Genomic DNA, 23011 nt, shown 5'->3' on the forward strand with positions numbered 1-23011 from the left:
AACCCGCCGGTAAAGGCGGGTCACCTGATATCAGCTGTGGCTAACTATTTGCGCGCCAGGAGCGCCTCGACCAGCGGCTCGTCGACAGTGCCGGTGGGCGCCAGCGCATTGTCCTTCTGGAAGGCCATGATCGCGTCCTTGGTCTTCTGACCCATCATGCCATCGGGCTTGCCGGCTTCGTAGCCGTTTTTGTTGAGGATCGCCTGGATGTTCTGCACCGCCCGCTTCATGTCGATGTTGGCGGCCGGTGCATCCTGCCAGGCAGCCGGCACGACGACCGAATTGGCGGCCGCGTCGAGCTGCTTGGGCTGCCACAGTGCCGTCGTCTCCTCGGCGCGCTTGAGCTGCTCGGGGCTGAGCGCCTTGGCGATCTCGTCGCGCTTGGCTGCGGCATCCTTGTCACCCTCTTTGGCGACAATGGCGAACCACTTATAGGATTCTTCGAGGTTCTGCTTCATGCCGACGCCCTTGGCAGCAAGGATGCCGAGATTGAACTGGCTGTCCTTGATGCCAAGTTCGGCGGCGCTGGTGAACCAGCGATTGGCCGAGTCGTTGTCGACAGTGCCGTCGGCACCCATGGCAAACAGCACCGCCAGATTGTGCATGGCGCTGGCGTTGCCCTGGGCAGCCGCGAGCTGGTACCAGGTCTTAGCCTTGATGGCATCGCGTTCGACGCCGGTGCCCTTCTCGTACATGTTGCCGATGCGGTATTGTGCCGGCGCGAAGCCGAGCTCGGCGGCCTTTTCATACCACTGCGATGCTGCCTTCATGTCGGCATTGGCGCCACGCGCCTCGGCATAACGCGAGCCCATCTCGTACAGCGCCTTGGCGTCACCGGCGTTCGCTGCCTGGCGCAACGCCTCCGGTCCAACGGCCTCGGGCATGAAGGCTGCCGGGGTGACGGAGGGCTTGATGGTCTCGGTGGTTACAGGCTGTGCCGGTATCGACTGGGTGCTGGTCTTGTCGAGCGCGGCAGCGGCGGGCAACTGGTCGACCGACACGTCGGCGATCTGCTCGGGCTCGGCGACGGTCGCGCTCGCCGTCTCCGGCTTGTCGACATTGCGGACAGGCGCAGCTGCTGTCACAACCGGCTTTGCCGGCACCACGGCTGCCGTCTGGACCGGTTGCGATGCCGCCGGAGCGACGGTGACGCCTGCCGTCTCGATCGGGTCGCTGATAAAGGCCTTGCCGAGCTGCATGCCGGCGAGCGCCAGCATCACGGCGCCGACGGCCATCAGCACCGACTTGCGCCGCGACTTGATCAGGTCGCCGATCCGCAGCGCGCGCACCGGGCCCTTGAGGTCGGAACGGCGCTTGGCCGCATCCGCCTCAGCGGCCGCGGCCTGGGCGGCACGGCGAGCGGCGGCAATGAAGTCGGACTTCGAAGCGTCGGGCTCGTTGGGGCGCACCGTGTCGCCACGTTCGTCGCGGACGCGGCGCATGATGGCGTTGAGGTCGGGCGCGCCCGAACCGGGTTCCAGCGGACGGTTGGCAATCTTGGGATCGAGCGGCGCGTCGAGCGCCATGCCGGGCGCCGGTGCCTCGACGACGGGTTCGGCAGCTTCGACGACCGGCGGCTGCGGCTTGGCCTTCTTGCTGGTGAAAGCGCGGGCGAGACCACTCAGCATCGAAGTTCTGGCCGGCTTCTGCTCCTTCTTTTCGGTGCGGACACCGTCAAGGGCTGCAACTGCCGCAGCGGCTTCGGCGGCGGCTTGGGCCGGGCTGCGCGCCGGGCGATCGTCGTCGGGCCTGTCACTGGCGCGACGACCGAACGTGTGATTGGCCTCGGGCAGCGGTGCCGGCGCTTCCGGCTGCAGCGACGGCGTTTCGCTGAGTGAAAGCTTCGGCGCCGGCGACAGCATGGTGGTCGACAGCAGTTCTGCGACGGAAGCGGGCGGGGCTTCGACAGGCGCCGGCGCTTCGCTGGTCTCGATCGAGCCAAGCCGGTCGACGATCTTCAGCAGCGTGTCGTGGATCGCTTCGAAGGTCTTGCCGTTGCGCTCGTCGGAACGACGGGTCAGCGCTTCGAGCGCCTTCAGGTCCTGAGCAAGGCCGGTCACCGCGGCGATTTCGGTGGTCGAGCCGGAGAAGGAACGCACCGCGTCCTCGGCGGCCTGGCGGGCTGCTTCGACCAGCGCATGATGATTGCCAGAAATCGCGCGCTCGATTTCCTCGAGGCGCGGGCGGACGTCTGCGAACTCGGGCAGCGGCGAGCCAGGCCGCGCCAGATGGTTCGACAGCTCGCTGACCTGGGCTTCGAGACCGCGGATCAGGTCGGGGTCGATACTCGCCACCTGTGCCGCCGAGATTTCCAGACGGTTGGAGATGTCGTCCAGCCGGGCTTCGAGCCCGCGCATCGCCAGTTCATTCGCCGGGTCGGGGCGATTGGTCTCGAGGCGCTGGGCGAAGGCGGTGAAGCGCGCATCGATCGCTTCCATGATGCCGGAATGATCGGCGGCGGGCTGTGCCGATTGGCGATCGAGGCGCTCGCCCAGGTCTTCGAGGCGACGCTCGAGGTCACGGAACAATGTGTTGCCATGTTCGAAGGCATCGCCCTGGCGGCGCTCGAACACGTCGGCCAGGGCGTCGAAGCGCTGTTCGATGCCCTGGAAGATCAGGCCGGCGTCAGGTGCGGCGGGCGTGCGCTCGATCTTGTCGGCGATCAGCGAGATCTGCCGCGTCAGACGCTCGACAGCCTGCTCGGGGATGTCGCTGCGCTGCGCGATGTCGTCGACACGCTCGGACAGTGTGTTGAGGCGGTCGATGATCTCGGCGGTCGGCTGCTCCGCGGTGATCTCTTCGATCTGATGGGCAAGGGCCGCAATGCGCACCTCGATCCGCTCGAACGGCTCGGGGTTGAAGTGCGGCGTCTGGGCGGCGACCGTCGAGGCGACGATGGCGCGCGAGATTTCGTCGAGGCGCTCGTCGATCAGGCTGAACATCTCGTCGCCATGGCTGTCGCGCTGGCGCACGAACTGCTCGACCGCACCCGCAAGCGTGCGGACCTTGTCCTCGATCGACAGCAGCGACAGCGATTCGGGCAGGTTGTTGACGGCGTCGTTGATCTGTTCGAGGCGGCCGGCAAGGGCAGCAAGCGCCGGATCTTCGGGACGCTGGCGAGCATCTTCCGACATGCGGTCGGCGAATGCGTCCCAGCGGCGGTCGAACTCGTCCCAGCGGCGGTCGACCGAAAGCACGGTCTCCTCGCGCGCCAGCTCGCCGAGCGAGCGGCGGACCTGCTCGAGTTCGAGGCGCAGCGTGTTGACGCTTTTGTCGTCGCTGCGTTCGGCGAGCGTGTGGATAGCCCCCGACAGGCGCTCCAGCTCGAGGCCCAGCTCGACGGCCTGCGAACCGACGGCGCCGGACTGGCTGGCGCGATCGATGTCCTTGCGCAAGAGGTCGAATTCGCGCTGCAGCCCGGTGCTCATCTGGTGGCGCATCTCTTCGCGCAGGGCACGGAGCTCGCCAGCGATCTTGCCGACGGCGGCAACGCCATCTTCCTGGCCGCGGGCGCGGTCGATGTCGCGGGCGATCGCCTGGTAAGGGCGCTCATAGGGTGCGGTGCGGCCATATTCGCCGCGCGACGTGTAGCCGGCAGGCGGCGCCTGGCGCTGTGGCGCGCGATACGGTTCGGCAGGCGCATCGCGCTGCTCGTTGCGCTGGCGCTCAAGCCGAGCCTCGAGATTTTCGAGCGAGCGATTGAGCTCGTCGAGCGAGGCAAGCGGGCGGCGCTGCCTGCCGTCATTGAGGGAATCGAGATAGGACCGCTTGCTGTTCATCGAATCGCCCGTTGGTCAGAGTGCTGGTGCCGGAACCAGAAGTCTCAAGCCTTGCCGGGACGGAGGCTGCGATTTGCCGCGGGTTTTGGCTCCTCGGGCATTTCGCCGCCTTCCGAAACCGTGAACAATTCGGTACATGATGACCACGGGGGAAACCGACACGGCTACATTTCCCTCAACGTGGTAAACAAGCTCTTAACCAAGCTTAAGAAAGTGCGACGTTGTGTTCCCGCCTTGGCGGTCGGTTCGGCCAGATTTCCCTTGCGTAGGGTAGGCCAGATCGTTATAGCATTTACGTAAACGTAAGACGTGTACAGATCGCCGTCTTTTTGTAGCATTTACGTAGAAACCACGATCGGAAGCCTTGCCCCCTCCGGCTTCCATCAGAGCATCGGCCGGCCCTGCCGCCATTGCTCGCAATTGGGGATAGCAGAGTAGATGATGAAACTTGTATCGGTCGCCGATGTTGCGGCCAATGAAAACAATCTCTCCGGCGAGGACTATGTCCGCATCGGCGAAATGGCAAAGAAGTACGGCGTAACGCTCCGTACTTTGCGCTTTTACGAAGACAAGGGGTTGCTCAACCCCAAGCGCGAAGGTGCGACGCGCCTCTACACCCGCCGCGACCGCGCCCGGCTGAAGCTTATCCTGCTCGGCAGGAAGGTCGGCTTCTCGCTGCGCGACGTCAAGCAGATGATCGACCTCTACGACCCGACCGGCACCAACGCCAAGCAGTTGCGCCTGACGCTCGACAAGTCGGACAAGCAGCTCGGTCGCCTGCAGAAGCAGCGCCAGCTGCTCGATGAGGCGATCGGCGAACTGAACAACCACATGGCCGTCGTCCGCCAGCTCCTGGCTGAGCGCACCGCCGTGCAGGCAAGTGCTGCCAGCTAACAAGGCGACTGCGTGTTGACGAAACGACCCGGCGCGGGAGACCGTGCCGGGTCGTTTTACGTTTGAGGGCCGCGTGCCGTCTCTTCCGATGCTTCCGTGCCTGATATGGCGGCAGTCCTCGACGCCGGCGTCGGACGCCCTGTTGCTCCCCTCCGCGGTGGCTGTTTTGCAGCGCAGAATTCGCGGTGAGCCTACACCGTCACTGGCAAGACCTGGAGAACGGCAAGGAGCGACTGCCGAGCAGTCAAAACGACATCAACCCGGCCTGAGCAGCGACCCTGCAATCGGATAGACCCGGCTCGTCCCGATCATGTAAGCCGTCGGCGCCCCTTCCCGGAACATGCCGCGATAGGCCCGGTCGAGCACGTTGAGCGAGCCGGTGAAGGCGCCGAAGGCGGGCATGATGAGGCGCATTCCGTCGCTGGCGAAGCAGCGGCGACGGACCGAGCGGCCGCGCTGGACGATGCGGGCGCAGGGGTGCAGGTGGCCGGCGACCTCGCCCTCGGCATGGCCCTTCGACGGCTCGTGGCGGAACACCAGGCCTGCGACCGCCAATTCCTCTACCGTTTCGCCCGGCAGATCGTCGGGCGCGTCGGGGTCGTGATTGCCTGATATCCAGAACCAGCTCCGCCCGGCCATCATCGCCATCAGGCTGTCACGGAATGGTTCGGGCAGGCGCGCCGCGCCCTCGCCGTCATGGAAACTGTCGCCGAGGCTGACGATTGTGCGCGGCTGGTAGTCCTCCACAACCACGGCCAGGCGTTGAAGCGTCGCTGCCGTATCATAGGGTGGGATCAGCCGGCCGCGGCGGGCATGCGAAGAGCCCTTCTCCAGATGCAGGTCGGAGACGACGAGCAGGTCGAGCTCAGGGAAATGCACCACGCCGCGCCAGTCGCAGGCGGCGCGCACGCCAGCGACCGCGATCGTCTCGCAGCCTGCCCTGGTCAGTTCGCGCGCGGCTATGTTCATGCGCTTCCCATCGCCTCATCGATCAGATCCGCCGCCTCCAGAAGCAGGGAGTCGTGCGCCTCGCCATTGACCGGCTCCTTGCCGATCTCAAGCATCACAGGCACCGCCAGCGGCGAAATCTGGTCGAGCATCTTGTGCACGATTCGGCCGCGGATGCGCGAGAGCATCTCGGCAAGCCTCCTGACATCGAGCAGCCCGCTGGCTGCATCCGCCCGCGTCGCCTTGAGCAGAAGGTGGTCGGGCTCATGGCTGCGCAAGACGTCGTAAATGAGGTCGGCTGAAACAGTCACCTGTCGGCCGCTCTTTTCCTGGCCGGGAAACCGCTTCTCGATCAGCCCGGCGATGACGGCACAGTTGCGGAAGGTGCGCTTGAGCAGCCAGCTGTCGGCCAACCAGGCCTCGAGGTCGTCGCCCAGCATATCCTCGTCGAACAGTTCGCCCAGCGACGGTTCTTTCGCCCTGAACATCGCCCCCAGATCGCCCAGCGCCCAGACGGCCAGCGAATAGTCGGTGGCGACAAAGCCCAGCGGCCGCGCGCCCATGCGCTCCAGCCGGCGGGTCAGAAGCATACCGAGCGTCTGGTGCGCCAGCCGCCCCTCGAAGGGATAGGCCACCATGTAGAAGCGCTCGCCGCGTGGAAAAGTCTCGATCAGAAGGTCCTCCTTGCGCGGCAGCACCGACTTCTCCTGCTGGATGCGCAGCCAGTCTGCGACCTGCTCAGGCAGCGCCTTCCAGCGCGCGGGGTCGGCCAGCATGCCGCGCACCTGGTCGGCGAGATAGGTCGACAGCGGAAACTTGCCGCCGGCATAAGTCGGCACCAGAACGTTGCCGGCGCCGCCCGTCGAGACATAACACTCATTTTCGCGGATGCCCTCGAAGCGCAGCACCTTGCCGGCGAACATGAACATGTCGCCCACCGAAAGTGTCTCGACGAAATACTCCTCGATCTTGCCGAGCACCGGCCCGCCGCGCAGGGTCAGTGCTGCTGCCGTGCCCGCGCCGACCTTGCCCTTGGCCCTGGTGTAACGGACGTTCAGCATCGGCGCTTCGATGATGGTGCCGACATTCAGCCTGTATTGCTGGGCAATGCGCGGATTGGACACCCGCCACTTACCATCCTTGGTCTTGCGGATGCGGGCGTAGCGCTCGTAGCTGCGCAGCGCGTAGCCGCCGGTGGCGACGAAATCGACGACGCGGTCGAAACTGTCGCGGTCTAGCCCGGCATAGGGAGCAGCACCTGTTACCTCAGCGTAAAGCTCGTCTGCGACGAAGGGCGCGCCACAGGCGCAGCCCAGCACATGCTGGGCCAGCACGTCGAGCGCGCCGTCTATCAGCGGCGGGGTGTCCTGCGCGCCGAGATAATTGGCCTCGAGTGCGGCCCGGCACTCCAGCACCTCGAAGCGGTTGGCCGGCACCAGGATCGCCCGGCTCGGCTCGTCCATCCGGTGGTTGGCGCGGCCGATGCGCTGGGCGAGCCGGCTCGCGCCCTTGGGTGCGCCGACATGGACGACGAGATCGACGTCGCCCCAGTCGATGCCGAGATCGAGCGTCGAGGTTGCGACGACGGCACGCAACACATTGTCGGCCATCGCCTTCTCGACCTTGCGGCGCTGGCCGACGTCGAGCGAGCCGTGATGGAGGGCGATCGGCAGATTGTCGTCGTTGACGCGCCACAGCTCCTGGAACAACAGCTCGGCCTGGCTCCGGGTGTTGACGAACAAAAGCGTCGTCTGGTGCCGGCGGATCGCGTCATAGACTTCGGGAATGGCATATCGCGCCGAATGCCCCGACCACGGCACACGCTCCTCGGAATCGAGGATCGTGATCTCTGGCCTGGCACCGCCCGACACGGTGATGAGGTCGGCCATCTCGCCTGCCGGATTCTGCCTGACCAGCCAGCGCCGGAGCTCGTCCGGCTTGGCCACCGTCGCCGACAGCCCGATCGCCTGCAGGTCGGGCACATAGGCCCTGAGCCGCGCCAGCCCGAGCGACAAGAGGTGCCCGCGCTTGGAGGTGACCAGCGAATGCAGTTCGTCGAGCACGATGTAGCGCAGCCCGTTGAAGAAGCGGTCTGCGTCGGGCGATGCGATCAGCAACGCCAGTTGCTCGGGTGTCGTCAGCAATATGTCCGGCGGTGACAGCTTCTGGCGCGTGCGCTTGTGCTGCGGCGTGTCGCCGGTGCGCGTCTCCATCGTGATCGGCAGGTTCATCTCGTCAACAGGCCTGCCGAGATTGCGTTCGATGTCGACGGCAAGCGCCTTGAGCGGTGAAATGTACAGTGTATGCACGCCGCGTTGCGGCTCGCCGGGACGCCTCTTCGGCCGGATCGCCAGATCGGTCAGCGCAGGCAGGAAACCGGCCAGCGTCTTGCCGGCACCGGTGGGGGCGATCAGCAGCACCGAATTGCCCTGCTGGGCACTGGTGAGCAGGTCGAGCTGGTGGGCACGCGGCGACCAGCCGCGCTCGGCGAACCATCGCAGGAATGGCTCCGGCAGCATCGCGGCAGTCGAATTCGGCTCCAGTCGCGCTTGGCTCGTCACGCCTCATGCCTAGCGCGGCGATCAGGCTGCGCCAAGCGAAATCTGGAACAAACAGGGATCAAGGACAGCTGTATGCCAACCGGCCAAGGTCTCGTTCCCTCCCCCCCCCTCTGCCCTGCCGGGCATCTCCCCCACAAGGGGGGAGATCAGGCCTTCACCAGCGCTTCGTCCAGTCTTTAACAGCAGAGCGGAAATACTTCATCAGACTGGACGCGCTTCGACGCGGCAGGAATGGCACGGCGCCGAAGCGACTAATCTCCCTCCTTGTGGGGGAGATGCCCGGCAGGGCAGAGGGGGTGGGAAGGAACGTGACGCAGCAGGCTTGCGTTCCAGGCACCGCCGTATCAGATGGCCTCAAAAACTGAGAGCCTTCGCCCATGACAGACACCGCCTCCCACGAAGCCCGCATCACCGAGCTGGAAAAGCTCGTCCGCGACCTTCAGGCCCAATTGGCGGCCTTGCAGCATCAGGTGGCCCCCACTGCCAAACCGGCTGAAAAGCCGCTGCGCTCGCGCGGCATGCTCGGCAGCCCGAGCAGCAGTCGGCGCTAGACCGCCAGGTCCGTCACCACGATCAGGCCCTCGACTGGCGTGCGGCGGTCCTGGCGTATGACCGCGTGCTCCAGCGACAGCAGGCGTAAACCAGCAGCGGCGATCAGCCCGTGCACATAGGCCTCGGAATGGGCATAGCGCCTGGACTCCTGCAGATCGAACACCCCTTCGCCCGCAAGACGCTCGACCGAAAACGCAAACACACCACCCGGTGCCAGCATCTTCATCACGCTCGCAAACACCCGGTCGAGCGCGCCGAGATACATGAACACGTCGGCCGCGGTGACGAGATCGGCCGTCTGCCCCACCGGCTCCAACTCCTGCAGGTCGGCCTTGATCAGATAGTCGTAGACGCCCTTGTCGCGCGCCTTGCGGAGCATCTCTGCCGAGATGTCGTAGCCGTCGAGGCGCTTCGTCACTGGCCGGAGTTTCACGCCCATCAGCCCGGTGCCGCAGCCGAGATCGACGGCGTGCGCGAATGTGTTGCGCCCGGTCGCGCCGATCGCCGCCGTCAGCAGTTCCGGCACGCGGTAATGCAGCGTCTCGACCAGCGCGTGGTCGAACTTTTCCGCATACTGGTCGAACAGCATTTCGACGAAGGCGCTGGGCGGGCTGTCCTCGGCAGGTGCCGCCCCGATCAGCTGCAGCTTGAGCGCGGCACCGGGTCGATCAGCCGGCTCGAGCTTCAGCGACATGCGCCAGGCCTCTGCGGCGGCCCGCATCTCGCCGGCAGCTTCCTGCATCTCGCCGAGCCGGAACCAGCCCATGGCCCAGCCGGGGGCGAGTTCCAGCGCGCCGAGCATCAGTTCGGCGGCGGCGGCATGGTCGCCTGAGGCGAACAGCATTTCGGCATAGTCCGCCCGCCGGTCGGCAAGCAGGTCGTTGGAGGAGAGCTGCAACGGCGTCAAGCGCGACATCCATGACAAGGAGGGTGGCGCGCATTACTGCCAAACCGGGCTTCCACGCAAGCGGCAAATGCCTATCTTGAGGAGATGCGGCCGAGCGACCTCCTCCATTCCCGTCCCGAAGGGCTCTACTGCCCGCCAGGCGATTTCTACATCGACCCCGTGCGGCCGGTCGACCGCGCGCTCATCACCCACGGCCATTCCGACCATGCCCGCCCTGGCCACGCCAAGGTGCTGGCGACGCGCCAAACGCTCGACATCATGGCGATCCGCTGCGGGCCTGACTTCGCCGGGACCACCCAAGCGATGCCATTGGGCGAGAAGATCCGGCTCGGCGACGTCACCGTGTCATTCCACCCCGCAGGCCACGTGCTCGGCTCGGCGCAGATTTCGGTCGAGCGCAGCGGCATGCGCATCGTCGCCTCCGGCGACTACAAGCGCGCCAGGGATCCGACCTGTACTGCCTTCGAGGTCGTACCCTGCGACGTGTTCATATCAGAGGCCACCTTCGCCCTGCCCGTCTTCCACCATCCCGACGCCTCCCAGGAGATCGGCAAGCTGCTGAAATCGACCCGGCAGTTTCCCGAGCGCGCCCATCTCGTCGGCGCCTACGCACTCGGCAAAGCCCAGCGGGTGATGCGATTGCTGCGCGACCAGGGCTACGACAAGCCGATCTACATCCACGGGGCACTGACCAGGCTCAGCGAATACTACCAGAGCCATGGTGTCGACCTCGGCGACCTCCGACCGGCAACCGTCGAGGATGGCGACAAGGCCGACTTCGCCGGCGCCATCATCGTCGCCCCCTCCGCCACCTTCGCCGACCGCTGGGCGCGGCGCTTCCCCGACCCGCTCGCCGCCTTCGCATCCGGCTGGATGCGCATCCGCCAGCGCGCCAAGCAAGGTGGCGTCGAACTGCCGCTCGTTGTCTCCGACCACTCCGACTGGGACGAGCTGACCGCCACCATCACCGAAACCGGCGCCGGCGAGGTCTGGGTTACCCATGGCCGAGAGGAAGCGCTGGTACGCTGGTGCGAGCTCAACGGGATTGCTGCGAGGCCGCTGCACCTCGTGGGGTATGAGGATGAGGGGGATTGAGGATGGTCCAGCCCCGTAGCATTGCTCGCTCCTCTGTCTGGCCTACTGTCCGTCACAGGACGGAAAACACTGCGGGACAGCGCCCCCCTCTGCCCTGCCGGGCATTCCCCTCACAAGGGGGGAGATCGGCCCTCATCGCGGCCTTGGCCAATCGCAACCGTCGAAGATATGGGGCCGCCGGAGGCGCGCCTGATCTCCCCCCTTGCGGGGGAGATGTCCGGCAGGACAGGGGGCAACGTAGAGCGCGGACCTCGCGCGGCGTGGTTCTCCCATGAACCGCTTCGCCGAACTGCTCGACCGTCTGGTGCTGACGCCATCGCGCAACGGCAAGCTGAAGCTCATCACCGACCACTTCCGCGCGGTCGAGGATCCCGATCGCGGGCTGGCCCTTGCCGCCATCACCGGCGAACTCGACATCGCCTCGGTCAAGCCGGCGATGCTGCGCCAGCTCGTTTCCGAGCGCATGGACCCTATCCTGTTCGGCTATTCCTACGACTATGTCGGCGACCTTGCCGAGACGGTGTCGCTGGTCTGGCCGGAGGCGCCTGAAAGCCGGCCCAACCACGACATCACACTCGCCGAGGTCGTGCAGAAACTGCAATCCGCCAGCCGTTCCGACGGGCCAGCCGTGCTCGCCCGGCTGCTCGAACAGGCCGAAACCTCCGCCCGCTTCGCGATCATCAAGCTCGTGACCGGTGGCTTGCGCATCGGTGTCTCCGCCCGCCTCGCCAAACAGGCGCTGGCCGATCTCGGTTCCGTCGACGTCGCCGAGATCGAGGAGCTGTGGCACGGACTGACACCACCCTACACCAGCCTGTTCGCCTGGCTGGAAGGCAAGGCGACGAAGCCTGAAAAGGCTGCCCGCGCATTGTTCCGGCCGGTGATGCTGTCCAATCCTGTCGGCGACGGCGACCTCGAAAAACTCGCCCCCACCGACTACGCCGCCGAGTGGAAATGGGACGGCATCCGTGTCCAGGCGGTGTCGGAGGGCGGCATCCGCAGGCTCTATTCGCGCACCGGCGACGATGTCTCCGGCGCCTTCCCCGACCTGGTGGCGGCAATGGAGTTCGACGCGGCACTCGACGGCGAGCTGCTCGTCGGCTCACCCCGCGAGGCGACCGGCACCTTCTCCGACCTGCAGCAGCGGCTGAACCGCAAGACCGTGTCAGCCAAGATGCAGGACCGCTATCCCGCCTTCGTGCGCTGCTACGACCTGCTCCAGCTCGACGGCGAGGATCTGCGCGAGCTGCCCTTCACGACGCGCCGCGCCCGTCTTGAAGCCTTCATCGCCACGCTCGCCCCCGACCGCTTCGACCTGTCGCCGCTGGTCGCCTTCGACAGCTGGGATCAATTGGAGGCGATGCGACGAGAACCGCCGCATCCGATCATCGAAGGCGTCATGCTGAAACGGCTGGATTCACCATATCTCGCCGGTCGGCCCAAGGGTCCGTGGTTCAAGTGGAAGCGCGATCCGCACATTGTCGATACCGTGCTGATGTACGCCCAGCGCGGCCACGGCAAGCGTTCGAGCTTCTATTCCGACTACACATTCGGCGTCTGGTCGGGCGCGGAGGGGGCTGAGGAGCTGGTGCCGGTGGGAAAAGCCTATTTCGGCTTTACCGACGAGGAGCTCAAGCAGATCGACAAGTTCGTGCGCGACAACACTGTCGAGCGTTTCGGTCCGGTGCGCTCGGTGCGCGCCGACAGGGCCAACGGCCTGGTGCTGGAGGTCGCCTTCGAGGGCCTCAACCGCTCGACCCGCCACAAATCGGGCGTCGCCATGCGCTTTCCCAGAATCTCCCGGCTGCGCTGGGACAAGCCACCAGCCGAAGCTGACCGCATCGAGACGCTGCAGGCCCTGCTCGACTGAGGCCCGGTTCCGAAAACCTGACGTCGAACGAAATCGTTGCCGCCGCGAGGCCGCACTACTCCGTCACCGACACCCTGATCTCGTAGATGTCGACGGCCTTGCCTTCCTTGGTCAGGTCGGAGTTGATGGCGATGGTGCCGGCAGCACCCGGTTCCTTGTCGGGCACGTCCATCTCGAACAGGTACTCGCCGCGCTGGTAGCCGACGAGGTAGCGCTTGCGGCCGCAGTCGCCGAGCTCGCCAAAATTGCAGTCGACGGCCATCTGCGTTTCCTTGCCGTCCTCGGCGCGCGCAATGATGTCGAACACCGCATGCTTTCCGGCGATCTGTTCGAGCACGCCGCGGCCGACGTCGAAGACGATCGCCGAGCCGGTGTTGCCCGAGCGGATGCGCAGGAAGCTGCCGGTGTCGTCCTTGGCAACCTCGGCCGAGGTACCACCCGGCGCGCTGACATCGGTCGGGTCGGTCGGCGTGAACACGGTGATCCAGTTGCGCGACTGGTCGACCTCGCCGGGCCGCGCCGGCCCGGCATCGGTCGGCGAAAAGTCCTCGCTTTCAAGCTGCTTGGGCGGATTGTGCACCGAGGTGTCGATCTCGGCCGCCGACTTGAACTGGCCGGTCTGGACCGCCCACCAGGCGCCGATGCCGCCCATGGCAAGCAAGGTGACGGCAAGAAACATCGCGGCATAAGGCCGGCGCCGTTCGGCCCGCGCGCTGGCACGGTCGGCGGCGCGCCGTTCCGCGCGGCTGCGCTTCTCCGTGATTGCGATCGGCGGTCCGCCGGGCAACACTGCGTCGGGCATGATGTCGGGCACGACGGGGGTGATACCCGCCGCCGGGGTGCCGATCGAAACCGACGGTGCGCTGGCGGCGCCATTGCCGTCGAGCGAGATATCAGGCGCCGGGGCCGCGCCGGCCTGGCCGAGCGAAACCGCTGGGGCCGCGGGCATGAATTCCGATTCGATCTCGGTGATCTTTGCCTGCAGCGACTTGCGGCGGCCGATCGCCGCCTCCACGGTCATCGCCGGATTGGCCTTGAGCGCGCGGTCGAGCGCACCGAAGGCGGCACGATAGACCTTTTCGCGAAACTCGCGATTCTCGGGATCGCCTTTTTCGAAAGCGTTCCGGATCGCTTTTTCGATCGAATCCAACCGATGTTCCTCGCAACGCGCCAGTGTTGCCAGATGGTTAGCGGCAGAAAAGACATCAATCAACGGCACCGCGAGCGAAATGTCGGCCAAAATGGGTGCAATGGGCGGCAAGGCCGGCAAAACAAGTCGCGCCTCGCAGCGGACGCCGCAAACCGGCGACGGCAAGCCCCGCCGGACTGGTGTCCAGGACTCGTGCCCATGCTCGTGCCCAGACTCGTGCATTGTCGATCGTGCCCGATCTGCTATATGGAGTGACGTTTACGGAAACGTCAATTTCTAGACCCGGGAGAGACGCGTGGCATTGCCTGACATCCTCAAGAAAAACCTGCGTGTTCCCGTCGTCGGCGCGCCTTTGTTCATCATCTCGCATCCGCCACTGGTGCTGGCCCAATGCAAGGCCGGCATCGTCGGCTCGTTTCCGGCGCTCAACGCCCGCCCAGAGGCCCAGCTCGACGAATGGCTGGCGATGGTGACCGAAGATCTCGCCGCCCATGACGCCGCCAATCCCGACCGTCCGGCAGCCCCCTTCGCCGTCAACCAGATCGTCCACAAGTCCAACAAGCGGCTCGAGCACGATCTGCGCCTGTGCGTGAAGTACAAGGTGCCGGTCGTCATCTCGTCGCTGGGTGCTGTCGAGGAGGTCAACCAGGCGGTACACTCCTATGGCGGCGTCGTGCTGCACGACATCATCCATGACCGCCATGCCCGCAAGGCGATCAAGATGGGCGCCGACGGCCTGATTGCGGTCGCGGCCGGTGCCGGCGGCCATGCCGGCACGCTGTCGCCCTTCGCCCTGATCCAGGAAATCCGCCAGTGGTTCGACGGCCCGCTGCTTCTGTCCGGAGCCATCGCCAATGGCGGTGCGGTGCTCGCGGCACAGGCCATGGGTGCTGATCTCGCCTATATCGGCTCGCCCTTCATCGCCACCGAGGAGGCGCGCGCCGGCGACGACTACAAGCAGATGATCGTCGAATCCAAGGCCGCCGACATCGTCTACTCCAATCTGTTCACCGGCATCCACGGCAACTACCTCAAGGGCTCGGTCCGCGCCGCCGGCATGGACCCCGACAACCTCGCTGTCTCAGATCCCTCCAAGATGGATTTCGAGGAAGCCGGCAAGTACAAGGCCTGGAAAGACATCTGGGGCTGCGGCCAGGGTATCGGCGCCGTCGACAAGGTCGTGCCCGTCGCCGAGTTGGTCGAGCGCCTCGCCACCGAATACGCTGCGGCCAAGGCCCGCATCACGGGCTGACAACATCCGTAAACCGTCGGCGCCCGACCTGTTCCGGTGCCGTCCGGCGCGCTGAATATCCGGCAGGCAGCACGTTTGTCCCGCCTGTCGAAAGCCTCAGAAGGCGTCTTGCAATCGCAGCGCTTTGAAGTTATCAGGCACACACCGTCGCGCGGCCGCCAGGCTGCGTTGCCTGGAAGCCGCTTTAGCTCAGTTGGTAGAGCACATCATTCGTAATGATGGGGTCGCGTGTTCGAGTCACGCAAGCGGCACCAGTTTCCCAGGAAAATCAGCTCCTGCCAGATGCCCACGCGGCACCGGAAATCTATGCCCATTTCGGGACTGTCCTTCGCCCCACGAGGTGCAGACGGATCACTCCGTGATGGCGTCGACGCTTGCCGCGAGAGCATCTTCGACAAGCGCACGGATCCTGGCCTGGGCTCCGACCAGATGGGCCCGCCAATTGCCGGCGCGCAATTCGTCAAGAGCCGCCCGCACCGTTTCGGCAGACACCTTTTCCGCCTGGAACACAAATGGCCAACCGGTCCTGCCGACCACGGCTGAAACCTTAGCTCCACCGGGAACCTGATCGATCGCAATCACCGGCTTTCCTGCGGCGAGCGCCAACAGCGCCCCATGCATGCGGGTCGTCAGCACGATGTCGGATCGTGCGAACCCGGCATGGATCTTCCCAGGACCATTCTCAGGTGATAGCACCGTGTCGATCTCGATCGGGTGTAGCGTCGACCCGCGCACCACATCTTGGAACATCGCCAATGCCTGAGGTGCCATCGCAACTCGCCTGGCGCCATACTCGCCTTGAGGGCCACGCAGGCAAACACCTGCGGTCTCGAGCCTCTCCTTTCCAGTGGGTTCAACGGTCTCCGAAACGGCGAGATCGAAATACGGTGGATCGACGCCATCACGGCCAACAATGTGATGGAAGCGGCGATTCATCCTGGCGTGATTGGGAAGGACGCTGACGCCTGCCGCGATCTTGGTCGCTAGCCTGTGGACAGACAAAAGGTCGTTCAGGTCGCGACTGTAGGTGATCGGACCACAGACGAACACGAGCTTTTTCGCAGGCTTGATGGCATAGAGATCATCAACCGGCAGATGGCCCGGAATCTGCAGTTCCGGATGCGAAATGACGGCGTGCTCGACGCCGCGCAGACGCAGCCTCGATGACAGGTTGTCGACCGCCATCAGGTCGCCGATCGTCGGACCGCCCCTGTAGCCGTAGCTTCCCCACCAGAACAGAAGCGTCGGCGGCGTGTCGACGGTGCGCGCAGCCAGATACACGCGACGAAAGGAGCTTAGCCGGCTCTTCAGCGACATCAGTGCAGTCTCGAAACGAGCTATTGAGTGACAACGGCGTCCAGAAGGCTGCCGCGTATGATTTCGCGTCCTGATATGACCGACGCGCTCAAGTGAACGCCAAGCGTCCGATTGGTTGCTACATCGGGCCAGGACAGCCCGCGATCGAAGAGCAGGTTGGTGTTCTGGTAGCTGACCGGATAGAACACATCGATCGGCTTGGCCGAAGCTGCAATTTCGTGGCGCCGGGTGACGTTGGTCAACAGCTGCGGTCCAATGACACCCCAACGATGGCGGGATACCGGGACAGGCAGGCGCATGGCCTTGCGCAGGCGCAGTAACCGTCTCTTTGTGCTTCGATACCACCATGGAATGAAATGAGGATCGCTGGATGCCGTGATCAGCTCATTGAGCGCCGGATGCTGCGAAGGCAGCCCCAGCACGGCGCCATTGATCGCCTTGTCGGATTCCCAGCCGAAGAGGAATTCCTCCTGCTGGATCGGCCTCAGGCAATAGACGTCGCAATCCACGTATATGCCGAGGCCCGCCCGCAGGATGCGGTACCGATAGATATCCGACGCCAAAGCCAGGCTACCGGTCGTCTCATGCGCAACGATTTCCGATCGAGCCATCAACCGTTGGGCGTCGAAAAGTTCGACGCCTTCAGGCACGTCCTCCGGCCGGTCAAACACATGCAGAACGACACGATGCCCATTTCGAAGAAACGACCTCAGACACCCCGCGTGGACCGGCCCCAATCTGTTGCCGATCCACAGCGAATTCACCACTGCCAACATAAATTACCACCCCATACCTGCCCGGGGCCTAAATAAACCAGATCGGGCAAAGGTCAACCTTCTGCAAGCACAGGTGGTAGCCCGCAACAGCCGCGGACAAGGTCGATGGTGATGTTGTGGTGGTCGCGCAGCGAGCGATAGTCCTGGCCGCAAAGCTTGGAAAAATGCTCATTCTCGGCCGGGGAACGCAACATGCGCGATGCATCTCGCGTTGTTTGATCATTCAAAGCTGCACCAGCCTTTTCCCAAGGAAATTAAGCCAGCAAGGCATCACCGGTGCGCCTGGTTCCGCTCACTGTCGGAACCAGGTCGAATCAATCAGGCGTTCGCCCGCGTGCACGAGCCGGCCGGCAGCCTTCTTCGACAGCCGATGGAGATATCCCCGCCGGTTGCGCGGTGTTTCCTACGATCCCAGCGTAACGACGAAGTGCTTCGTCACCGGCTCGATGATCTTCCAGGTGCCCCTGAAATCCGCTTCCACGACGAACGCGTCGCCCGGCCCAACCTCGACGGGCGCGCCGCCATCCGGCGTGATGATGATGCGACCCGAGATCATGTGGACGAACTCGTAGTCGGTGTAGCTGGCGTGGTAGGTGCCTGGCGTGGCCTGCCACGTTCCCGACAGCACCTTGCCATCCCCGGTCGTATGCTGGACGGCCGTTTTCATCGTCGGCTTTCCGTCGACCACCACCCATCCCGGTAGGTCGTTGGAATCTGCACCTTCCGGCTGGCCAAATTTGAGGATTGTTTTGTTCGCCATGGCATTCTCCTCCCTTAAGACACCCCTGCATAGCCGACGCCCTCAATTCAGGCAACTTTGTTTCCTTATGATAAAGAGGCATATTCCTATGTTGGTGTTCTTCCGCCGCCCCTTGCGGAATCAGCCCTGTCTGTGTTGATGGACGGATGTTTAGCAAGGACTCATAGATGAAGGCCAGACTGCTCGCTGCGGTGACGATGCTCGCAGTTGCCGGCTGTGCATCCCAGCCCGCCGACTATGCCACCACACTCTCTGCCAAGGATTCCAAATGGCGGTCAGCGGACTGCACGAAAGCTCGAGCTGAGGCGGCGAACTACGCAGCGCAAGAGAAAGAAACCCTGAGCGTATCGGCAGGGCTGCTGCTTGGCCCATACGGGCTCGGCATCGCCATGGCCGGCAAGGAGCATCGCGCCAAGATGCGCAAGAAATTCGCCCGGGACATGCATCTGAAATGCTCGAGCAAGCCCCTTCCTGCCAGCCTGGCGAGCAGCGCGGACACCGCGAAGCGGTAACTTCGGTCCTCACTGCCAACGGCGCGCATGTGCGGCAAGCTCGTCGCGCGCCTGCTCCAACGCCTTCGGCGAAGCGTTCGCCCACGCGGTGAGCCGCCGCCGCGCACATCATCGACACCTCCGATCCTCGCCTGTGGCTGTCGCGATTGCATGCCGGGCCACATTGGTGGGGTGCCCACGAAAACAGGCCAAAGCTGCTCTGCAATCATTCTGGCGACCCGCCTGGTGGCCGTTCCCAGCGTCTTCACGTTGGCGGTAACTCACGACACTCGCCGGTGTCCTGGCAACGCACCGGTGGACGGCCGCTCAGATTGCCCTGAACGGGCTCGACGCCGCTTGCGATCCAGCCGCTCTACACGAGAAGTTGAACGACCGCGCCGTCCGCTCGCTGGCGTTGGTTGACCTTACGTTAGGAACCTCTAAACGACCTACAGGCTCACCTCGTCCTTACCCCACCTTGGACCACCCGAGCTTAGCGCCCGCCCTGCCCCCCCCCAATCAATGGGCGGGCGCGTCCCCTCGCACATCCGATGTCGCGCAGACAAGCTTATCAGCCGCGGACGCCTTCACATCGCAACTGCGAGCTTCCCGCTTCATATCGACGCCGGTTGCCGATTTTCATGTCGATATGCCTCGGGCAGGCGCCGTTCGCCTTGTGCGGTTTGCACAGAAGGCAGCCGGCCCTGGCATTCCTGGGCTTATTCCGCTTGGGGTGCATGTCCATCTCCGGTCTCTACCAATGCGCCCCGATGGCGCACGGTCATGATCGGAAGGGCTGCTTGGCAATCGTCGTCCATCGCTGGACCATGTCCAGCAACGCCAAGCGATCGCAAGGCAGCGCATTGCTGGCCTAGGTACGTGTCCATCGACAACCCTTGACTTGCGTCTGCCCGCATATAGCTTGCCGCGCGGTTATGGTTCTTCTGCTTTCGGGCGGAAGCTAAGAGGGAATTCGGTGCGAAACCGAAGCTGCCCCGCAACTGTAAGCGGTGAGCCGCATTGCCGATTGTGTCACTGGCCGACGGCCGGGAAGGCAGGCAATGAGCCGAGACCCGCGAGCCAGGAGACCTGCCTGACCGAGTGATGTTCCGTGGGCGGGGTGTACCACCGGAGCGCAGGTTCGTGCAGGCGGCGCTATCGGCCATCGCCTTCCACCAACATGCGTTGCGACAATCCCGACCGCAGTCAGGCCAGGGATCGATCGTTTGCACAATACAGAAGTTGAGACCGCGCAGTCCCAGGCCAGACGTGCCATCGTGCTCGTCGCCAAGTCGGCCTTTGCTGCCGCGCCCTACAGGCAGATGCAGCAGCTCTGTGATCTCGCCGCGGCGTTGCCCGGCGTCGATCACACCAGCTTCGGCTTCACCGAACAAGGCACGCCGTCGCTGCGCGAGGCGCTTGCGGCACTTCGCCAGCAGGATTTCTCCGATATCCTCATCCTGCCGCTTATGCTGCCGATCGAGCCCAGCTTCAATGCCTGGCTCACCAAGTCGCTGCGCCGGTGGCAGACCGAGGACGCGGCACCTTGGCCGACGGTGCGCATCGCGCGGGGCCTCGCCGAAAGCCCGCTGCTGGCTGCAATGATGGCCGACCTCGTCACCGGTGCCGACGCGACGCCGCCCATCCCGCCGCTCGACAGGCTGGCGCCAGAGGGCTCGCTCGTGCCGGCGCAGAAACGCCGCGTGCTGGTCTGCCAGGGCGGCCCGTGCAATGCCGCCGGCGCGGACCTGATCTGGGGCCACCTGCGCAACCAGCAGGACCGCCAGAAGCTGCGCGTGACCGGCGACGGCACGATGAGCGCCAAATCGACCTGCCTTGGCCCCTGTAACCTGGCACCGGTGCTGCAGGTCTTTCCCGAAGGCACCTATTACGGCGGGGTCACCGAGGCCGCCGTCGACCGCATAGTCACCGAACATCTGCTCGGCGGCGCGGTGGTCGACGACTTTGCCTATCACCCCACCGGCCGCAAGCAGGTGCTGCGGTGAAGGCCCATTGAAAACAAGGGGGATCGTGTCGTTCCGCCACCACCTGCTTTTTGCCCCTGCCTTTTATCGGCCTGGACAGCGACATGCTGTTCTGCCGTGAACCTGATCTGGCACTGGAAGTTGCTGCGGCCGCCCTTCGGCTCCGTCGACGTCAAGGGCATGCGCACATATGGCCGCGACGACCGATCCTCGGGACGGTTATTGGCAGGCGCCGTCCCGGACCTTGGGCGTCAACTACGACCTGGTGCCAATGATCGAGACCACCGTCGACAAGGCTGGGGTCAAAGCGAGCTACGATGGCGGCCTCGTCGTGGTTCGGCGAGAAGACCGTATCCTCGGCTACTCGGCTATTTCGAGCGTTCGGTGGCAGCAAAGCTCGCGCCCAATGTCAGCCATCGTGTCGAGGCGGGCCACGGCGCGTTTCCGCCCGGGGAAGCGAGCTGTGGGACAGTTCGCAGGCCTGCCTGTCGCTGGCCATACCGGGCAGCGGCCTGACGATGCGCACCTTGTCGGCACCGCACAACTTTCCGCACCACCTGTTCGACCCGATTCCGGCCGAACAGCAACGCTTGCCGTTGTCGATCGTCAACTATCACGACGTCTTTACCAGGCACGGCGCGCAATCCGCTGCTCAACGTAACGGCGGATGTTCCCGCCGATATCCGCCACTGGCTGGAAGCCAAGGCTGAAACGCGCAGCAGCGGCAGCGGCGCCTGGGGTCGTCGGGCACAGGTCCGATGGGCTGACACAGCCTGTTGCGATCCACGTCAATCCATCGATCTAATTGACCCAAGGGAAACATCAGCGACTATTGCGCAGGGCTAGATCAGTTCAGTGGGCGGTGGCAGTCATGGCAATTCAAGTATCCTATTCGCGGCGTGATGTCCGCGAAGAGTTGATGCGTCGGCGCGAGACTTACATCGCGGCGCAGAGATCTCTGTCACCGCCTTCGCCGCGGGGATATGGCAACATGGAATGCGTCCATTGTCATAATCGCTTCATCGGCGTCACCGCTGCCGCCTGGAAGTTCGGCCTCTGCGACGACTGCCTGCATCACGACTGATTGTCCAGCCGGCGCAGCTCCCTTTGCGGGAGTTCCAGCGCCTGGATCGACTGCTGTGGAACTTCCGTGTCCGCGGCGTCCCAGGCACATTCTTGGGCGATCTACCTTCCCCGATGATCCGGCCAAACCCGCATCCCCAATAGCAGTGGGTCGCCGCCGCGGCCCACCGTCCGCACTCATATTTCGGGGTAATTCCAAACGTGCCTTGACCCTGAATTAGAAACTGCGCAACCTCGCCCGAAACGGAGGAGGCGGCTCGATCGTGGGGAAGCGATCCGGGCCGCAAATGGGAGCATCTATGTCCGACCAGATCGCGGCGTCGTCCGCCACGCCCGCAATTGCGCGCCGACCGCTTCTGGCCCGCATCGACTGGCTCAATTTGAGCGGCCTCGCCTTCTATCATGTCGTCGCGCTCTACGCCTTGCTGCCCTGGTTCTTCAGCTCTACCGGCGTCGTCCTCTGCATCGCCGGCATCTATGTCTTCGGCACGCTCGGCATCAACCTCTGCTACCACAGGCTTCTCACCCATCGCGGCTTCACCTGCCCGAAATGGCTCGAGCACGGGCTTGCGATCATCGCCGTCTGCGCCTTCCAGGACACGCCGGCGCGCTGGGTTGCGGTGCACCGCCGCCACCATGAGCACGCCGACGAGGAGCCGGATCCGCACAGCCCGATCGTCACCTTCCTCTGGGCCCATGTCGGCTGGCTGCTGGTCAAGTCGCCCGACATGGAGCGCATGCAGATCTACGGGCGCTACGCCAAGGACATCGTCCGCGACCCGTTCTACCGCAAGCTCGACAAGCCGCATGTCTATCTCGGCATCATCATCGCGTCCTGGGCAGCTTTCTTCGGCGGCGGCGTCGCCGCGAGCCTGATCACCGGCGGCACGACTGACGAGGCGATCCAGTTCGGCCTCAGCCTGCTCGTCTGGGGCGTGTTCGCGCGCACCGTGATTACCTGGCACATCACCTGGTCGGTCAATTCGGTCACCCATGTCTGGGGCTACCGCAACTACGACACGACAGACGACAGCACCAACAACGTCATCGTCGGCCTGCTCAGCAATGGCGAGGGCTGGCACAACAACCACCACGCCGACCCGCGCTCGGCCCGCCACGGCCACCACTGGTGGGAATTCGACGTCACCTACCTGACCATCAGGTTGCTCGGCGTGCTCGGACTGGCGAGCAAGATCGCAGAGCCGCGGAAGCGCGCCGACTAGCGCCGCCAGACCTTTTCAAGAGGGGACAAAAAAGATCGCCGGCGAAGCTGTGCTTGCCGGCGATCGCAACTACGTCTCGGGTGGTTTCGCTAGGCTTGTTTCACCAGTCTGAGCAGTACGAGCAGGATCACCGCGCCGATGGTGGCATGGATGATGGCAGCTATGATGCCGGAGCCCAGGCTGATGCCGATCGTCGGAAGCAGCCAGCCGGCGATCAGCGCGCCGACGATACCGACCACGATGTTGCCGATCAGGCCGAAGCCGTAGCCCTTGACCAACTGGCCGGCGAGCCAGCCGGCAACGGCGCCGACGATCAGGAAGACGAGCAAGCTTTCGATACCCATTTGTCTCTCCAGGTTCTGGCGCAT

At 64.6% G+C, this 23011-nt stretch carries 19 protein-coding genes, 1 tRNA gene and 1 riboswitch; of the genes, 10 read left to right on the forward strand and 10 right to left on the reverse strand.

Annotated elements, in window-relative coordinates; translation table 11 throughout:
* Positions 1-44: 44 nt before the first annotated feature.
* A complete protein-coding gene (locus N7E70_RS26405; RefSeq protein ID WP_263008077.1) occupies positions 45-3779 on the reverse strand; it encodes a peptidoglycan-binding protein in 3735 nt (1244 codons plus the stop codon).
* A gap of 441 nt (positions 3780-4220) precedes the next feature.
* On the opposite strand from N7E70_RS26405, the gene N7E70_RS26410 reads away from it, so the two are divergent.
* Positions 4221-4673 carry a MerR family transcriptional regulator gene (locus N7E70_RS26410; RefSeq protein ID WP_067967102.1) on the forward strand — a complete coding sequence of 151 codons (453 nt, stop codon included), beginning with the start codon at positions 4221-4223 and terminating at the stop codon, positions 4671-4673.
* 255 nt (positions 4674-4928) lie between these two features.
* Here N7E70_RS26410 and pdeM read toward each other — a convergent pair whose 3' ends face one another.
* Both pdeM and N7E70_RS26420 read right to left on the reverse strand, forming a co-directional pair.
* Positions 4929-5642 (reverse strand): ligase-associated DNA damage response endonuclease PdeM, encoded by a 714-nt coding sequence (gene pdeM, locus N7E70_RS26415; RefSeq protein ID WP_263008078.1) that lies wholly within the window; start codon positions 5640-5642, stop codon positions 4929-4931.
* Positions 5639-8140: a ligase-associated DNA damage response DEXH box helicase gene (locus tag N7E70_RS26420; protein ID WP_263008116.1), complete on the reverse strand. Its 2502-nt coding sequence runs from the start codon at positions 8138-8140 to the stop codon at positions 5639-5641. The genes pdeM and N7E70_RS26420 overlap by 4 nt, the downstream gene beginning before the upstream one ends.
* Positions 8141-8559: 419 nt before the next feature.
* Here N7E70_RS26420 and N7E70_RS26425 point away from each other — a divergent pair, with 419 nt between their 5' ends.
* The gene (locus N7E70_RS26425; RefSeq protein WP_192318447.1) at positions 8560-8733 is read left to right on the forward strand and encodes a hypothetical protein; all 174 of its coding nucleotides are present in this window, start codon (positions 8560-8562) and stop codon (positions 8731-8733) included.
* On the opposite strand, the gene N7E70_RS26430 is transcribed toward N7E70_RS26425, so the two are convergent.
* A complete protein-coding gene (locus N7E70_RS26430; protein WP_263008079.1) occupies positions 8730-9641 on the reverse strand; it encodes a methyltransferase domain-containing protein in 912 nt (303 codons plus the stop codon). The two genes, N7E70_RS26425 and N7E70_RS26430, sit on opposite strands and share 4 nt — an antisense overlap.
* 84 nt (positions 9642-9725) lie before the next feature.
* On the opposite strand from N7E70_RS26430, the gene N7E70_RS26435 reads away from it, so the two are divergent.
* Positions 9726-10736: a ligase-associated DNA damage response exonuclease gene (locus tag N7E70_RS26435; RefSeq protein ID WP_263008080.1), complete on the forward strand. Its 1011-nt coding sequence runs from the start codon at positions 9726-9728 to the stop codon at positions 10734-10736.
* 271 nt (positions 10737-11007) lie between these two features.
* Positions 11008-12606 carry a cisplatin damage response ATP-dependent DNA ligase gene (locus N7E70_RS26440; protein ID WP_263008081.1) on the forward strand — a complete coding sequence of 533 codons (1599 nt, stop codon included), beginning with the start codon at positions 11008-11010 and terminating at the stop codon, positions 12604-12606.
* 55 nt (positions 12607-12661) lie between these two features.
* Here N7E70_RS26440 and N7E70_RS26445 read toward each other — a convergent pair whose 3' ends face one another.
* Positions 12662-13756, reverse strand: coding sequence for a hypothetical protein (locus N7E70_RS26445; RefSeq protein WP_192318454.1), 1095 nt, complete (start codon positions 13754-13756; stop codon positions 12662-12664).
* Positions 13757-14051: 295 nt separating this feature from the next.
* On the opposite strand from N7E70_RS26445, the gene N7E70_RS26450 reads away from it, so the two are divergent.
* Together N7E70_RS26450 and N7E70_RS26455 are read left to right on the forward strand one after the other, a co-directional pair.
* Positions 14052-15008, forward strand: coding sequence for an NAD(P)H-dependent flavin oxidoreductase (locus tag N7E70_RS26450; RefSeq protein WP_263008082.1), 957 nt, complete (start codon positions 14052-14054; stop codon positions 15006-15008).
* A gap of 178 nt (positions 15009-15186) precedes the next feature.
* Positions 15187-15262 (forward strand) — tRNA-Thr (locus N7E70_RS26455).
* Positions 15263-15359: 97 nt separating this feature from the next.
* Here N7E70_RS26455 and N7E70_RS26460 read toward each other — a convergent pair.
* The 4 genes from N7E70_RS26460 to N7E70_RS26475 form a co-directional block, all read right to left on the reverse strand.
* A complete protein-coding gene (locus tag N7E70_RS26460) occupies positions 15360-16325 on the reverse strand; it encodes a polysaccharide pyruvyl transferase family protein (RefSeq protein ID WP_182575556.1) in 966 nt (321 codons plus the stop codon).
* Positions 16326-16345: 20 nt separating this feature from the next.
* Positions 16346-17101, reverse strand: a complete 756-nt coding sequence (locus N7E70_RS26465) for a glycosyltransferase (protein WP_154386919.1) — start codon at positions 17099-17101, stop codon at positions 16346-16348.
* Positions 17102-17154: 53 nt separating this feature from the next.
* On the reverse strand, positions 17155-17295 hold the full coding sequence (locus tag N7E70_RS26470) for a hypothetical protein (protein WP_154386918.1): 141 nt from the start codon (positions 17293-17295) through the stop codon (positions 17155-17157).
* Between the two features lie 209 nt (positions 17296-17504).
* Positions 17505-17861: a cupin domain-containing protein gene (locus N7E70_RS26475; protein WP_067965465.1), complete on the reverse strand. Its 357-nt coding sequence runs from the start codon at positions 17859-17861 to the stop codon at positions 17505-17507.
* Positions 17862-18028: 167 nt separating this feature from the next.
* Here N7E70_RS26475 and N7E70_RS26480 point away from each other — a divergent pair, with 167 nt between their 5' ends.
* From N7E70_RS26480 to N7E70_RS26495, 4 genes are all read left to right on the forward strand, one after another.
* Positions 18029-18373: a hypothetical protein gene (locus tag N7E70_RS26480; RefSeq protein WP_263008083.1), complete on the forward strand. Its 345-nt coding sequence runs from the start codon at positions 18029-18031 to the stop codon at positions 18371-18373.
* 897 nt (positions 18374-19270) lie between these two features.
* A riboswitch (cobalamin riboswitch) is annotated at positions 19271-19463 on the forward strand.
* A 115-nt stretch (positions 19464-19578) separates the two neighbouring features.
* Positions 19579-20358, forward strand: a complete 780-nt coding sequence (locus N7E70_RS26485) for a (2Fe-2S) ferredoxin domain-containing protein (protein ID WP_263008084.1) — start codon at positions 19579-19581, stop codon at positions 20356-20358.
* A 296-nt stretch (positions 20359-20654) separates the two neighbouring features.
* Positions 20655-21047, forward strand: coding sequence for a hypothetical protein (locus N7E70_RS26490; protein ID WP_269441429.1), 393 nt, complete (start codon positions 20655-20657; stop codon positions 21045-21047).
* 672 nt (positions 21048-21719) lie between these two features.
* Positions 21720-22643 carry an acyl-CoA desaturase gene (locus N7E70_RS26495; protein WP_263008085.1) on the forward strand — a complete coding sequence of 308 codons (924 nt, stop codon included), beginning with the start codon at positions 21720-21722 and terminating at the stop codon, positions 22641-22643.
* Between the two features lie 89 nt (positions 22644-22732).
* Here the strand turns inward: N7E70_RS26495 and N7E70_RS26500 are convergent, their stop codons facing one another.
* Complete coding sequence (locus tag N7E70_RS26500) at positions 22733-22987, reverse strand: GlsB/YeaQ/YmgE family stress response membrane protein (protein WP_067967117.1); 255 nt, start codon at positions 22985-22987, stop codon at positions 22733-22735.
* Positions 22988-23011 lie beyond the last annotated feature (24 nt).

The sequence above is a fragment of the Aminobacter sp. NyZ550 genome, assembly GCF_025628925.2.
GTDB lineage: Bacteria > Pseudomonadota > Alphaproteobacteria > Rhizobiales > Rhizobiaceae > Aminobacter > Aminobacter ciceronei.

What these genes read in the sequence shown, in the direction of transcription:
- N7E70_RS26405 (WP_263008077.1), bottom strand. Translation starts at nt 3,779, where the DNA reads ATGAACAGCAAGCGGTCCTATCTCGATTCCCTCAATGACGGCAGGCAG.
- N7E70_RS26410 (WP_067967102.1), top strand. Translation starts at nt 4,221, where the DNA reads ATGAAACTTGTATCGGTCGCCGATGTTGCGGCCAATGAAAACAATCTC.
- pdeM (WP_263008078.1), bottom strand. Translation starts at nt 5,642, where the DNA reads ATGAACATAGCCGCGCGCGAACTGACCAGGGCAGGCTGCGAGACGATC.
- N7E70_RS26420 (WP_263008116.1), bottom strand. Translation starts at nt 8,140, where the DNA reads ATGCTGCCGGAGCCATTCCTGCGATGGTTCGCCGAGCGCGGCTGGTCG.
- N7E70_RS26425 (WP_192318447.1), top strand. Translation starts at nt 8,560, where the DNA reads ATGACAGACACCGCCTCCCACGAAGCCCGCATCACCGAGCTGGAAAAG.
- N7E70_RS26435 (WP_263008080.1), top strand. Translation starts at nt 9,726, where the DNA reads ATGCGGCCGAGCGACCTCCTCCATTCCCGTCCCGAAGGGCTCTACTGC.
- N7E70_RS26440 (WP_263008081.1), top strand. Translation starts at nt 11,008, where the DNA reads ATGAACCGCTTCGCCGAACTGCTCGACCGTCTGGTGCTGACGCCATCG.
- N7E70_RS26460 (WP_182575556.1), bottom strand. Translation starts at nt 16,325, where the DNA reads ATGTCGCTGAAGAGCCGGCTAAGCTCCTTTCGTCGCGTGTATCTGGCT.
- N7E70_RS26465 (WP_154386919.1), bottom strand. Translation starts at nt 17,101, where the DNA reads ATGTTGGCAGTGGTGAATTCGCTGTGGATCGGCAACAGATTGGGGCCG.
- N7E70_RS26470 (WP_154386918.1), bottom strand. Translation starts at nt 17,295, where the DNA reads ATGTTGCGTTCCCCGGCCGAGAATGAGCATTTTTCCAAGCTTTGCGGC.
- N7E70_RS26475 (WP_067965465.1), bottom strand. Translation starts at nt 17,861, where the DNA reads ATGGCGAACAAAACAATCCTCAAATTTGGCCAGCCGGAAGGTGCAGAT.
- N7E70_RS26480 (WP_263008083.1), top strand. Translation starts at nt 18,029, where the DNA reads ATGAAGGCCAGACTGCTCGCTGCGGTGACGATGCTCGCAGTTGCCGGC.
- N7E70_RS26490 (WP_269441429.1), top strand. Translation starts at nt 20,655, where the DNA reads ATGGCGGCCTCGTCGTGGTTCGGCGAGAAGACCGTATCCTCGGCTACT.
- N7E70_RS26495 (WP_263008085.1), top strand. Translation starts at nt 21,720, where the DNA reads ATGTCCGACCAGATCGCGGCGTCGTCCGCCACGCCCGCAATTGCGCGC.
- N7E70_RS26500 (WP_067967117.1), bottom strand. Translation starts at nt 22,987, where the DNA reads ATGGGTATCGAAAGCTTGCTCGTCTTCCTGATCGTCGGCGCCGTTGCC.